The following is a 13,147-nucleotide window of genomic DNA, read 5'->3' as shown; positions in this document are numbered from 1 at the left end:
TTATCCCATTACTCCTAACTAACTTTTTCCTTTAGTATAGCAATAATTATTAAATTTAACATCAAACCGCTAGGGAAGCTTTTAAAGTTTCCACCGTTTTTTGCCCAAAACCAGGGACATTCTTTAAGTCATCAACTGTTTTAAATAATCCATTTTGGTTACGATAATCAATGATTTTTTCTGCCTTCTTCTGTCCGACACCGTTTATACTTTGTAGTTTCGTTAAATCTGCACTATTTATATTGGTTTTACTTGTCTGATTTGGTTGAGATGATGGGGTATCGCTTGCTGATTCAACATTTTCACTAGTTTTTAGGTTTACATCAGGCAGTCCGGACACTTCACCATTATAAGGAACATACAAAATTTCCTGATCATTAACTTTTTTAGCTAAATTAACATGATTTGAATCAGCATTTTGATTAAATCCACCTGCCATTTTAATTAAATCTGAACTTCGCATCATTTTATTAGCCGCATAAATCCCCGGATTTAAAACTGCCCCCTTTACGTCAACATAAATTTGTTCATCAATGCTTGCTTTGGTTTGCTTTTCTTCCTTTGACTTTATAACCTCTTTAGGACTACTTATCTTCTGCTTAACATCAGTTGTCTGATTTTCGTTTGATTTAGTCAAAAACATATACCCGCTGACCAGGAAGATAATTCCCAGACCAATAATTATCAATTTAGCTTTATATTCTAGAACTAAATTCTTGATATCTTCCAAATACTTATCCATCTTTCTCTCCCTTCTTTAAACAGTTACGCAAAAAAAGAGAAATTCATTTCTGAATTTCTCTTTTTAGTTATTTTCTAAATATTTAACTGCTTGATTAAAGTTTTGAACTGGAACCACTTTCATATTGGGTGCATATTTTTGTGCGGTTTCTTTAGCAACTTGATAATTAGTTTTACCATTTTCTTCCATAGCTAAGTTAGCCTTAGTAGGTTTTACATAAGGACAGAAGAAAACTTGAGCCCCATTACGATCTGCGGCAATAATCTTTTTATCAATTCCACCAATTTCACCAACATCACCATTTGGAGAAATCGTCCCGGTACCTGCTACCTTTTTGAAAGAATAATCTTTTTGTGATAATTGACTATATATTTGTAAAGCAAACATTAATCCACCTGACGGTCCACCAATTTCACCTGGATCCACCTTAATTTCAGGATTAGTCTTGACCGTCATATCATCAATCATGGTCATACCGACCCCGTTAAATCCAGGGACAATTTCTTTTTTCTGACCTGTGACTGTCTTATTCTTGCCATCACGCTTAAAATCAATCGTTAACTTAGCATTATCTGGTAATCCTTTAATATAGTTAACGTATTCAATGCTTTGTTTTAACCTTTTTCCATTGATTGATTCAACTAAATCGGCTGGTTGCAATTTATTTTTAAAATCTGACTTGGGGAACAATGAAAGTACATATACTCCATTATAATCTCTGACTACACTGCGATTAGCATGGCGGTATCCCACGTAAATTGCGTTGTTAATCGAACTATTCATATAGATGCCTTGGACCTCATTGAATTGATCAGAGTCTTGACCTCCAGTGATAGAATCCGTTTTTTCTAAAGAAATGCTATGATCAAATTTCGACTGCAAATATGAAATTGGGTGAGCCCGAGAAATCGATACTGCAGTAATCATAAATTTGGTCTTTTTTAAATCGCTCACGTTATTTATTTTTACCATTGGTTGTAAATCAATTGCTGCACCAGGCGCTTCTACTAAGGCATTTAGTGGCCAAAAAAACAGCCAAGCTAATCCAACGATTCCACCAATTATTGAAGCTGAAATTCGATGTTTTTTAAGGATTGACTTAATTTTTTTCATTGTTAAATTTCTCCTTCAATTTTATTTCTACCGGCTGGGGAACAAATTGCGATATATCTCCTCCAAAACTAAGCACTTCTTTAACCATTGATGAAGAAACCAATTCGTATTTTTTATCTGCTAACATTAATAACGTCTCTACATCACTATCAAGTAAGCGATTTAGATTAGCAATTCGATTTTCAAAATTATAGTCTTGCGAATCTCTTGTACCTCTAATAATCAAATTAGTGCCGGATTCTTTAACAAAATCAACGGTTAAGTTCGAGTATTGCTTAATTTCAACGTTAGGTAAGGTTTCCGTACATTTTTTTATCAATGCGATTCTTTCATCAACTGAAAACAACGTGGTCTTAGCAGTATTATTTCCAACCGCAATAATAACCCCATCAAAAATATGACTAGCCCTTTTAATAATATCTAAATGGCCATTGGTAATTGGATCAAAACTACCTGGATAAATAACCTTCTTCATAGTTTCAACCTCTATTCTTTATTCTTGTAAATCGTGATGATTGTTAACCCATAATTTTTTTGTTTAATTAATTCGTATCCATCCATTTCACTTAGCTCGGTTTTATTATCAGTTTCGCAAATTACAATTCCTGAACTAGCAATCAGTTGATCTTGCTTAATCTCGGCTAATTGTTTTCTCATTTGCTGCTCTGCGTATGGTGGATCTAAAAAGATATAGTTAAACTGCTTTCCTTTTAACTTCTTTAGGGCCTGTTCAGCATCCATCTTTAAAACTTTAAAATTATTTTTTTCATCACCAGCAATTTCAACATTATTTTTGATAGTTTTATATGCCGCAAATTGACGATCTACTAACACAGCCTGCTTGATTCCTCTGGAAACAGCTTCAATTGCAACTGCGCCAGACCCAGCAAACAAATCTAAAAAAGTCTGTTCACCATCAAAATAAGGTCCAATCATATTAAACAAAGATTCCTTTACCTTATCAGTAGTTGGTCTAGTTTTGGTTCCTGGTACTGGTTGAATTCTTCTTCCGCCAAACTTTCCAGATATAATTCTCATTACTCTTCACCCATCGTTAAGTTATTTAATTCATTTAAATTATCAATTAGATTTAAAGTCACCGTTTTTTCAACGCGTTTAACAAAACGATGCTTTTTTATTTCCGCCATTATTTCATCCGCATCATCACTATTAACGAATAAAATTACATAGTGCATCTTTTTCGAAATAAAGCGAATATCACCATATTTCTTTAACAACTTAACTTGTTTACTAGAAAAAGTTGATACTAACAGTTCTGTACGATTAGCAACTGATTCCAAAAAATCACTTCCTTATTTTTTTACTTTTTTTGCTTCCATCTTGCTAATCTTCAATACCATTCCAATACATAAACTCAACGTTATCATACTAGAACCACCATAACTAATAAATGGTAAGGCAACCCCAGTTAGGGGCACTGCTCCTACTGATCCACCAGCATTGAAAAGGGTTTGAATTGTAAGATAAGCAGCGGTTCCATAACAAATTGTGCTGTTATATATATTAGTAGTTTTAAAACCAATCATTACAATGCGATAAATCATAGTTAATATTAATCCTAAAACGATAATAACCCCAATTAACCCTAATTCTTCAGAAATTATCGGTAAGATAAAATCGGTATTGGGTTCAGCTAAATAGCCCATTTTTTGAATACTATTGCCTAAACCACGTCCGAATATCCCACCGTTACTAATTGCATAAAACGAATTAATCAATTGTGCTCCGGAAGTTTTAGCATGAATAAATGGATTTTCAAAAGAAACTAATCGTTGTAATTGGTAGCTCTTGGTATTTGAAATCAACGCCGCAATTGGACCCATAAAAAACTTTGTAATAATCAACGGCAAAAACATAATAATGAAAGAACTAATACTTAAAGATTTAAAACTAGTTGATGCCGCAATTAACATAACTAATATAATAAAAATATTTATCGCAAATCCACCCATGTCGGGTTGAAATAAAATCAATCCCAGCATTATAAGAGGAAAAACTAGTGGTTGCGGACGAAATAAAAGTGCCTTTCCCAAACCAGCATTATTGATCTTATTATTTCGATACTTAAACATATGAGCAAAAAAGATAATAAAGAAAAATTTACACAACTCGGCTGGTTGAATGCTAATTGGTCCTAATCTAATCCACCCCGAAGCCCCATTAATGGTGGCTCCAAAGAACCCACAATAAATTAAAACAACTGCCATAATTAAACAAAATAGTCCCATTGATTTCATACTATCAATCTTTTTCAATGGCAAATGAAACGTGAAAAAGGCAACCGTCATTCCGACAATTACAAATAAGAACTGTTTAAAAACATAACTATTGGCAAAACCACCATGGGTTAATCCGATTCCTGCACTAGCAGAATAGACCATTACAATCCCAATGATACAGAGACTTAGATAAGGTAAAACTAGTAACCAATCAAACTTAGCACCATATTTTGAGCCAAAATTATAAAATCTTTTTAAAATGTTATACATTATTTTTCTCCGAAATAAACAACTATATCAATGTTTTTATTGTACTAGTATTTTTAATTAAAAAAAAGCTATCGGAATACAAAGTATCCGACAGCTTTCAAGCTAAATCACAATAATGTGATTTAAACTTTTAATTAACGATTATGCTTGTTTTTCTTAGCAGCTTTTTCACGTTCGTTGGTGTTTAAGATACGTTTTCTTAAACGAATGTTTTCTGGAGTAACTTCACAAAGTTCGTCACTGTTCAAGAATTCAAGTGATTCTTCAAGCGTTAAGTGAACTGGAGCTTTAACTTTGGCGATATCTTCAGAACCAGCGGCACGGACGTTAGTTTGGTTACGTCCACGAGTAATGTTAACGGAAATATCATTATCACGTGAGTTTTCACCAACAATCATACCTTCGTAAACTTCAGTAGAAGGATCAGTAAAGATCTTACCACGATCTTGAACTGCCATGATAGCGTAAGTAGTAACCTTACCAGTGTTGATTGAAACTAATGTACCGTTACGACGACCGGGATCCCAGTTCTTAACAACTGGACCATATTTTTCGAAAGTATGGTTCATGATACCGTATCCGTGAGTAATTGAAAGGAATTGAGTTGAGTAACCAATCAAACCACGTGAAGGTACTAAGAATACCATTCTAGTTTGACCGTTTCCAACACTTTCCATATTTTGCATTTCACCCTTACGTTGAGCAAGAGTATCAATGATTGAACCAGAGTATTCGTCTGGAGTATCAATTTGTACTGATTCAAATGGTTCTGATTTCACACCATCAACATCTTTGTAGATAACTTCTGGACGTGAAACTTGTAGTTCGAAACCTTCACGACGTAATGTTTCAATTAAGATAGATAAGTGAAGTTCACCACGACCAGAAACAACCCATGAACCTGGATCATCAGTTTCTTCAATTCTCATAGAAACATCAGTGTGTAATTCTTTTTCAAGACGATCAATTAATTGACGAGCAGTAACGTACTTACCATCTTTTCCAACAAATGGAGAAGTGTTAGTACCAAATGTCATTCTCATAGTTGGTTCATCAATTCTTAGAATTGGTAGTGGTTCCAATGCATCTGGAGCTACAACAGTTTCACCAACGTTGATATCTTCCATACCAGAAACGGCAATTAAATCACCAGCTTTGGCTTCGTTGATTTCAACTTTGTTAAGACCAACAAATCCCATGATCTTAGTAACACGGAATTTTTGTTGTTCCCCATCAAGCTTCATAACAACAACGTTATCCCCAACTTTAATCTTACCTCTAAATACTCGACCGATTCCGATACGACCAACGAAATCATCGTAATCAAGCATTGCAACTTGGAATTGTAATGGATCTTCTGAATTTTCGATTGGTGCTGGAATGTTATCAAGAATAGCTGAGAAGACAGGTTTCATAGTATGTTCTTGTGTAGAAAGATCTGCATCCACACTTGAAGTACCATTCATAGCTGAAGCATATACAACTGGGAAGTCAAGTTGACTTTCATCTGCACCTAATTCAATAAATAAATCAAGAACTTCATCTACAACTTCTTCTGGACGAGCACCTGGCTTATCAATCTTGTTGATTACTACGATTGGTGTTAAGTGTTGATCCAAAGCTTTCTTCAATACGAAACGAGTTTGTGGCATAGTACCTTCAGCTGCATCAACAACTAGAAGAACACCATCAACCATTCGCATGATACGTTCAACTTCTCCACCAAAATCGGCATGTCCTGGTGTATCAAGAATGTTGATTTGTTTACCATCATATTTAACGGCTGTATTTTTTGACAAAATAGTGATTCCACGTTCACGTTCAATTGGGTTTGAATCTAACGCACGATCTTGAATTTCATCATGCCCATCAAGGGTATCAGATTGCTTCAAAAGTTCGTTAACCAAAGTAGTCTTACCATGATCGACGTGGGCAATAATCGCAATGTTTCTAATATCATCTCTTGTTTTCAAAAATGTTTCCTCCTCAAAAAGCAGTCTAAAGAGTGCAATCTAAGCTTGAACCAATCATCAGGTAAAAAACTTCAGTAAATAAATCTACATCTGTATCTTTATCCGAAACATTAATCATTAACCGTTTTGCATCCTTTTTTCGCTATTAAAACTATTTTTAACTATAGCATAAATATTTACTCTTAGTCAATTTACTAAACATTTATCTCTAATCGCCCTTGATTCTTTTTAAGTTAGGGTTTTCTTGGGCTTTTTTTAATAAGTGATAAATATCTAATCCTGAGTTTGTCTCAAATTCTCGTCTTAAACTATTTTGTTCCGTTCTGGCTGGATTAATTTTTTGAAATTTAGCATAACTATCCAATAGTTGTTCCCGATTAACTCCGTGGTCATCATAGTAAGCCATTTCGACACTACTAAAAAATTTCGTCACATCAATTAACTCTGTTCGCGTCCAATCTTCTATAATTGGATATTCATAGTTACCATCAGTCTTTCTTTGCATCTTTCTTTCCTTTTTTTATATTTTCTATAATTGTTGTCGCTTGTTTTAAATTATTATCTAACTCTTCATTCTCGTCATCAGATAGTTGTAAGTTAATTGCATGATAAATTCCAATTTCATTAACTAGTTTGGGACCTAATAATAAACTAAACTGGTCATTTTCCTTTTTGACACTTGTTACCGAACAAATCAATGACTGATTTTTAAATAAACAATTTAAAAGGTAACTAATCGCTTTTGCTTGAATAATCGGATTGGTAACAATTAAAGCATCGTTAAGCTGTGTAGTTAAATCACTAATAATTTCTTTATCGTTATCATCATTTCCGTTTGCAACGTAGGTTAATAATGGTGAAGGACCAATATATACCCTACTCCAAGCAACCAAGTTTTTAGTATTCAATCCCAGTGTATTGACGTTTATGTCATTTCCGTTAACTCTGAACTTCTTCACCAAGGACTCTCTTAGGATAATTTCTTGCGCCAGGGTTCCAATTCCAATAATTTTCTTAACATCTAATCCAGAAAAATAAGCGGCAAAATAAACGAAAACTTCATCATGAGGTGAATTTAGAATTATTTTACCATTGAAACCATTGGCAATTAATTCATTTAACGTTTTTCTAAATTCAAACAACGGTTCTCGCATTACCTGGGCAATTTCCACAGCATCACTCATTTTGGGATCATAAAAATTAGTATTAGGTAAATAAATTAATCCGTTCATGGTCGCCAAATCAGTATTATCATCAATTTTTTCTATCACTAAATTTTGACAAATTTCACTGGCTTTTTTTACCACCGTTAAATAATCATAATCATCAACAAACAAATGAACAAACTTATCTTCAATTATTAGTGTATTAATTAAATTATGAATTCGTTCAGAATCACCTTTTAAAATTAACCTTACTTTTAAAATAGTCTTTCTCCTTAAAAATATAAAAAAAATTAATATAAAATATAAACTAACATTTAATTGATAAAATGCAAAATTTATCAACTATTTTTTGTTCTTTACTAGCATCTCTTACAATAATTTATAAATTGCATTATAATAAAGATAAATCGTTAAACCGAATGGAGGAACCACTTTGTATTTAATGAAAGACATTACTAGAGACGGAAACCCAGTCCTACGTAAGCAAGCAGAAAAAGTCCAATTTCCCCTTAGTAAAGAAGATCGCGAATTAGCTGATAAAATGATGGAATACCTAGAAATCAGTCAAGATCCAGAACTATGTGAAAAATATCAACTTCGTGCCGGTGTTGGATTGGCAGCACCTCAAGTTGGGGAGTCAAAACTAATGGCAGCTGTTTTAACCCCACCCGAGGGTGATGAAACTGAATCTCCATTTAAAGACATTATTATTAATCCGGTAATCATCTCAAACTCAGTTCAACAAGCAGCCCTTTCAGTAGGTGAAGGTTGCTTATCGGTTGATAAAGATATCGAGGGATACGTTCCCAGATCAGACAGAGTTACCGTAAGATACCAAGACGTTAATGGTGAAGAACATACCGTTCGTCTTAAGCATTATCCTGCAATCATTATTCAACACGAAATTGATCATCTCCATGGTACCTTATTCTATGATCATATTGATAAGGAAAACCCATTCAGCAGAACCTCTGATGAAATATTTATTGATTAGTAAAAACACTACGTCTGTAGTGTTTTTTTATTTTCGATCCATTTTTATAATATCCTTCACATATTCCTGGGTTGCTGAATTAGTTCGATTGGCAACATCAAAAACTAATTGATTTTTGTTTAACCAAAAATCGGTAATAATCAAGTTGGTTTCAATATCATCTGATTCGGCTTGTGGAATCTTTAAATTTAATAATTCTAGCTCAGTTAAGGAACGAAGTTGGTTAATTTTCAAAGTTGTTTCAACTCTAAATTCATATTCAAAAACCATTACTCCTCTACCCCATACATTGGTTAAAACTTTAGAACTATTGAAATAAAGGCCTTTTACTTCGCCATTTTGCTTTACTTTTTTCATTAACATCGAAATTTGATCGTCAACTGTACTTTTAACCTGTAACTGATGGTTTCGTTCTGGAATAGTCACAAATAAATAATGTAAAAAACTATATATAAAAGTGGCAACGATTGTTCCAATAATAATCTCTAAGATAATTCTCACGTTTAACACCTACCTGCTTTTATTTCCTTACCTAAATAGTATCATTATTCCCCAGTAAAGCTAGAAATTGCTTATATATACTTAAAAAATATTATATGGTAGAATTAAGTTATCATTTTAAAAAATCGACAACAGATCGACAACTAAATTTAATTACAAAAGGAGTAATATAACATGATCTACAAAGTTTTATATCAACCAAATCCTCTAGAGGGACTTAAAAGAGAAGTTACTAAATCACTTTACATCAATGCTAATACAGAAGCAGAAGTTCGTGATCTAATTAGAGATAATACTGAATATACTATCGAATACATTCAACCACTAACTGGTAAACATCTTGAATTCGAACAAAACGAATCCGATTTCAAAATTACGGAGTTTAAATAAATATGAATAAGCTAAACGTCAAAAATAATGAAACAGCTATCTATGGCGTTGGTGGTTTGGGAGAAATTGGTAAGAATACCTATGGAGTTCAATTCCAAGATGAAATTGTCTTAATTGATGCCGGAATTAAATTCCCAGAAGATAGTCAATTAGGTATTGATTACGTAATTCCAGATTACCAATACCTGGTAGAAAATCAAAATAAGATTAAAGCATTAGTAATCACCCATGGTCACGAAGATCATATCGGTGGAATCCCTTTTATCTTAAAAGCAATTAACGTGCCCGTATATGCAGGTCCCCTTGCTTTAGCAATGATTAAAGGAAAACTTGAAGAACACGGAATGCTCAAGCAAACCGAATTACACGAGATTTCTGATAAATCAGTTTTAAAATTTAAAAAAACCAGTGTTTCTTTTTTCAGAACAACCCATTCTATCCCAGATGCTTTGGGTGTTGCTGTACATACTCCTGATGGTGTAATTGTTGAAACTGGAGATTACAAATTTGACTTGACTCCTGTTACTAACACTCCACCAGATTTACAAGCAATGGCTAAGTTGGGTGAAGAAGGCGTCCTCTGTTTAATGGCAGATAGTACGAATGCAGAAAAACCGGTTTGGACCAAGTCTGAAAGTTACGTAAGTAATTCAGTAAGAAAAATCTTTGATCGAGTAGATGGAAGAATTATCTTTGCCACCTTTGCTTCTAACCTATCCCGAGTAATGACAGCCATTGACTCGGCATACAAACATGGTCGTAAAGTCGCTGTCTTTGGTCGTAGTATGGAAGCTGCCGTAGTTAACGGTAGAGCTCTCGGATACATTAAAGTTCCTGATAGCGCCTTTGTCGATGCTTCCCAATTAAAGTCATTACCATCAAACAAGGTTATGATTCTATGTACCGGATCTCAAGGTGAACAAATGGCTGCCCTTTCCAGAATCGCTAACGGTACCCACCGCCAAATCACAATGGAACCCGGGGATACAGTTGTTTTATCAAGTAACCCCATCCCTGGTAACGTTTTAAGTGTTAACCGAGTGGTAAATGAACTAGAAGAAGCTGGAACCCATGTAATTCGTGGTTATGAAAATAAAATTCATACTTCTGGTCACGGTGGTCAAGAAGAAGAAAAATTAATGATTCGCTTAATGAAACCAAAATTTTTCGTTCCTATTCACGGTGAATACAGAATGCAAAAAATTCACATTGGCTTAGCTGAACAATGTGGCGTTCCAAAGGATCATTCATTTATCCTTAAAAATGGTGATGTGCTTGCACTAACTAAAGATACTGCCCGCTTTGCCGGTAGTTTTGCGGCTGGTGATGTCTTTATTGATGGAAATGGTACTGATAGCGTTAATAAAAACGTTATTAGAGATCGTCAACTTCTTTCTGAAGAAGGTCTAGTGGTGGTAGTTGCAACCATTAATCTTAAGGACAAAGAGATTCAATCAGGACCAGATTTATTATCACGTGGATTTGTTTATATGCGTGAATCTGGTGAATTGTTGGATCAAGGTCGAAATCTTGTATTTAAAACCATTCGTCGTGCCATGAACAATAAAAATGCCGATGAAAGAATCATAAAACGTGCGATTGTTAATGAACTTTCTAATTTCTTATATGAAAAAACAGAACGGAAACCATTAATTTTACCAATGTTAATTATGAATAATACTAAAAAATAAATAAAAGCCTAAATCTTTTGATTTAGGCTTTTTTTATAAATATATCGATATAAAAAGGATAACCTAATTGGTTACCCTTTTTATATTATTTACCTTTAGTAATTTTATCAATTGCATCTAATTCATCTTGAGTAAACGTAAGGTTATCAAGTGCCTTTAGGTTATCTTCTAGATGATTTAGTTTTGAAGCTCCGGTAACCACACTAGTAACTACTGGATTATTAAGTAACCAAGCTAATGACATTTGTGCTAACGATTGATCACGATTTAACGCAATTTCATTTAATTCATTTAACTTTTTAACTGCTCCTGCAGTTCCATCCTTTAAAATTACATCATTGGTAAAGTGAAGATGGATATCTTCTGGAATTCCATTAAGATATTTATTCGTTAATAAACCTTCCGCTAAAGGACCATAAGCCACAAAACCATCATTATACTTAGATAAAGTATCTAGAGTACCATCGACTTCAGGTTGTCGATTTAACATGTTATATGAACTTTGGTTAACTACAAATGGAGTATGCAATTCCTCTAATAATTTAATCATCTTTTCGGTTTGTGGACCATCGTAGTTAGAAATTCCGATATAAAGCGCCTTACCAGAACGAACAATTTGATCAAAAGCTTGAGCAGTTTCTTCTAAACGAGTATTAGGATCAAAACGATGTGAATAATAAATATCTACATAGTCTAATCCCATTCGTTCCAAACTTCTATCAAGCGCCGCAATCAATGTTTTCTTCGAAGAAAAGTTACCATACACACCAGGCCACATGTGAAAACCGGCCTTAGTAGTAATAATCATTTCATCACGATAAGGTTTCAAATCTTGACGATATACTTGTCCAAACATTCGTTCAGCAGCACCTGATCCAGGTCCATAGTTATTTGCTAAATCAAAACTAAATAACCCACGATCAAAAGCTTCTAACATAATCTTTTGACTATCTTTGAAATTAGCATCGTCTCCAAAACTATGCCAAGTTCCAAATGAAAGTGCTGGTAATTGTAAACCACTATTACCGGCTCTTCTAACTAACATATTATCGTATCGATTATCATTTGCTCTATATACCATGTCAAACTCCTTTAAAATAAAATGTGAGTTGTCTTTTCATCTTGGATTAATTTAAGTGCATTACCAATTAAATTACTAACCGTTAAAATAGTTAATTTATCTAATTTAAACTTATCTGGAATTTTAATTGAATCAGTAACAATTACATTTTCTAGATCTTCACTACTTAAATTTTCCTTCGCACTGTCAGCAAAAACAGCATGAGTAACAGCTCCTGAAACTTTCTTTGCCCCTGCTTTTTTCAAAACTTCGGCAGAAACTTTAATATTGTATCCAGTAACAATCATATCATCAATGATAATTGTATTCTTACCTTTTACATCACCAATCACTGTATTGGGAACATGATTTTTCTTTTCGGGGTCACGATTATCAATGATAGCTAAAGGTAAATCTAAACGATTAGCCACTCCTCGCGCTCTAGCAACCCCATTATGATCAGGTGCTACAATCACAGCATTTTCTGTATAACCATTAGCTTTTAAATACTCACTAATTAATTTTTCTGAACGTAAATGATCAACTGGAATATCAAAGAATCCTTGAATTTGAGCAGCATGTAAATCTAATGCAACTACTCGATCAACAGAACTATTTTGTAAAAATGAAGCGATTAATTTAGCGGTAATTGGCGCTCTAGATTGAGTTTTTTGATTTGATCTAGCATAACCATAAAATGGCATTACCACATTAATCGTATGTGCACTAGTTCTTCTAACCGCATCAATCATAATTAATAATTCCATTAAATTATCATTTGATGGATCAGAGATTGATTGAATAATATAAACATCATCTCCACGAATACTTTCATCAATTGAAATTTTAATCTCACCATCACTAAATTGATTAATGGTTGCCTCACCAATTGGCATACCACTAACTTTTGAAATTTTTTCTGCCAATGGTTTGTTTGAACTTAAGGCAAATATGATTGGTTTATGCTTAGTATTAATAGACACTTTTTTTCCCCTCACTGCTGTTTT

Annotated in this window: 15 protein-coding genes; 3 read left to right on the top strand and 12 right to left on the bottom strand. The window is 33.7% G+C overall.

Features of this window, described 5'->3' with window-relative positions:
• Positions 1-61: 61 nt before the first annotated feature.
• From R4B61_RS04585 to R4B61_RS04545, 9 genes are all read right to left on the bottom strand, one after another.
• A complete protein-coding gene (locus R4B61_RS04585; protein WP_413627105.1) occupies positions 62-742 on the bottom strand; it encodes a helix-hairpin-helix domain-containing protein in 681 nt (226 codons plus the stop codon).
• Between the two features lie 63 nt (positions 743-805).
• Complete coding sequence (locus tag R4B61_RS04580; RefSeq protein ID WP_413627104.1) at positions 806-1,855, bottom strand: SepM family pheromone-processing serine protease; 1,050 nt, start codon at positions 1,853-1,855, stop codon at positions 806-808.
• A complete protein-coding gene (coaD, locus tag R4B61_RS04575) occupies positions 1,842-2,330 on the bottom strand; it encodes a pantetheine-phosphate adenylyltransferase (RefSeq protein WP_413627103.1) in 489 nt (162 codons plus the stop codon). Before coaD ends, R4B61_RS04580 begins: the two co-directional genes overlap by 14 nt.
• Before the next feature lie 11 nt (positions 2,331-2,341).
• Positions 2,342-2,893, bottom strand: coding sequence for a 16S rRNA (guanine(966)-N(2))-methyltransferase RsmD (gene rsmD / locus R4B61_RS04570; protein ID WP_413627102.1), 552 nt, complete (start codon positions 2,891-2,893; stop codon positions 2,342-2,344).
• Complete coding sequence (locus tag R4B61_RS04565) at positions 2,893-3,156, bottom strand: YlbG family protein (RefSeq protein ID WP_413627101.1); 264 nt, start codon at positions 3,154-3,156, stop codon at positions 2,893-2,895. The genes rsmD and R4B61_RS04565 overlap by 1 nt, the downstream gene beginning before the upstream one ends.
• Before the next feature lie 12 nt (positions 3,157-3,168).
• Positions 3,169-4,365, bottom strand: a complete 1,197-nt coding sequence (locus R4B61_RS04560; RefSeq protein ID WP_413627100.1) for an FtsW/RodA/SpoVE family cell cycle protein — start codon at positions 4,363-4,365, stop codon at positions 3,169-3,171.
• A 134-nt stretch (positions 4,366-4,499) separates the two neighbouring features.
• Complete coding sequence (gene typA / locus R4B61_RS04555) at positions 4,500-6,338, bottom strand: translational GTPase TypA (RefSeq protein WP_413627099.1); 1,839 nt, start codon at positions 6,336-6,338, stop codon at positions 4,500-4,502.
• Between the two features lie 208 nt (positions 6,339-6,546).
• A complete protein-coding gene (locus R4B61_RS04550) occupies positions 6,547-6,843 on the bottom strand; it encodes a UPF0223 family protein (RefSeq protein WP_413627098.1) in 297 nt (98 codons plus the stop codon).
• Positions 6,827-7,675, bottom strand: coding sequence for a lactate dehydrogenase (locus R4B61_RS04545; protein ID WP_413627097.1), 849 nt, complete (start codon positions 7,673-7,675; stop codon positions 6,827-6,829). The genes R4B61_RS04550 and R4B61_RS04545 overlap by 17 nt, the downstream gene beginning before the upstream one ends.
• Positions 7,676-7,937: 262 nt before the next feature.
• Here R4B61_RS04545 and def point away from each other — a divergent pair, with 262 nt between their 5' ends.
• Positions 7,938-8,498 carry a peptide deformylase gene (def, locus tag R4B61_RS04540; protein ID WP_413627096.1) on the top strand — a complete coding sequence of 187 codons (561 nt, stop codon included), beginning with the start codon at positions 7,938-7,940 and terminating at the stop codon, positions 8,496-8,498.
• Between the two features lie 27 nt (positions 8,499-8,525).
• Here the strand turns inward: def and R4B61_RS04535 are convergent, their stop codons facing one another.
• On the bottom strand, positions 8,526-9,008 hold the full coding sequence (locus tag R4B61_RS04535) for a hypothetical protein (protein WP_413627095.1): 483 nt from the start codon (positions 9,006-9,008) through the stop codon (positions 8,526-8,528).
• Positions 9,009-9,173: 165 nt separating this feature from the next.
• Between R4B61_RS04535 and R4B61_RS04530 the strand changes: the two genes are divergently transcribed.
• Entirely contained in the window at positions 9,174-9,389 is a 216-nt protein-coding gene (locus R4B61_RS04530) for a DNA-directed RNA polymerase subunit epsilon (protein ID WP_413627094.1), read from the top strand.
• A 2-nt stretch (positions 9,390-9,391) separates the two neighbouring features.
• Positions 9,392-11,080, top strand: coding sequence for a ribonuclease J1 (rnjA, locus tag R4B61_RS04525; protein WP_413627093.1), 1,689 nt, complete (start codon positions 9,392-9,394; stop codon positions 11,078-11,080).
• Between the two features lie 85 nt (positions 11,081-11,165).
• On the opposite strand, the gene R4B61_RS04520 is transcribed toward rnjA, so the two are convergent.
• A complete protein-coding gene (locus R4B61_RS04520; RefSeq protein ID WP_413627092.1) occupies positions 11,166-12,161 on the bottom strand; it encodes an aldo/keto reductase in 996 nt (331 codons plus the stop codon).
• 11 nt (positions 12,162-12,172) lie between these two features.
• Positions 12,173-13,123, bottom strand: coding sequence for a ribose-phosphate diphosphokinase (locus R4B61_RS04515; protein ID WP_413627091.1), 951 nt, complete (start codon positions 13,121-13,123; stop codon positions 12,173-12,175).
• Positions 13,124-13,147 lie beyond the last annotated feature (24 nt).

Source organism: Fructilactobacillus vespulae (assembly GCF_047324295.1).
Classification (GTDB): domain Bacteria; phylum Bacillota; class Bacilli; order Lactobacillales; family Lactobacillaceae; genus Fructilactobacillus; species Fructilactobacillus vespulae.
This window is presented reverse-complemented; position numbering and strand designations above follow the sequence as displayed.

Bases quoted from the DNA above. Each gene is read 5' to 3' on its own strand.
- R4B61_RS04585 (WP_413627105.1), bottom strand. From the start codon at position 742: ATGGATAAGTATTTGGAAGATATCAAGAATTTAGTTCTAGAATATAAA.
- R4B61_RS04580 (WP_413627104.1), bottom strand. From the start codon at position 1,855: ATGAAAAAAATTAAGTCAATCCTTAAAAAACATCGAATTTCAGCTTCA.
- coaD (WP_413627103.1), bottom strand. From the start codon at position 2,330: ATGAAGAAGGTTATTTATCCAGGTAGTTTTGATCCAATTACCAATGGC.
- rsmD (WP_413627102.1), bottom strand. From the start codon at position 2,893: ATGAGAATTATATCTGGAAAGTTTGGCGGAAGAAGAATTCAACCAGTA.
- R4B61_RS04560 (WP_413627100.1), bottom strand. From the start codon at position 4,365: ATGTATAACATTTTAAAAAGATTTTATAATTTTGGCTCAAAATATGGT.
- R4B61_RS04550 (WP_413627098.1), bottom strand. From the start codon at position 6,843: ATGCAAAGAAAGACTGATGGTAACTATGAATATCCAATTATAGAAGAT.
- R4B61_RS04530 (WP_413627094.1), top strand. From the start codon at position 9,174: ATGATCTACAAAGTTTTATATCAACCAAATCCTCTAGAGGGACTTAAA.
- rnjA (WP_413627093.1), top strand. From the start codon at position 9,392: ATGAATAAGCTAAACGTCAAAAATAATGAAACAGCTATCTATGGCGTT.
- R4B61_RS04520 (WP_413627092.1), bottom strand. From the start codon at position 12,161: ATGGTATATAGAGCAAATGATAATCGATACGATAATATGTTAGTTAGA.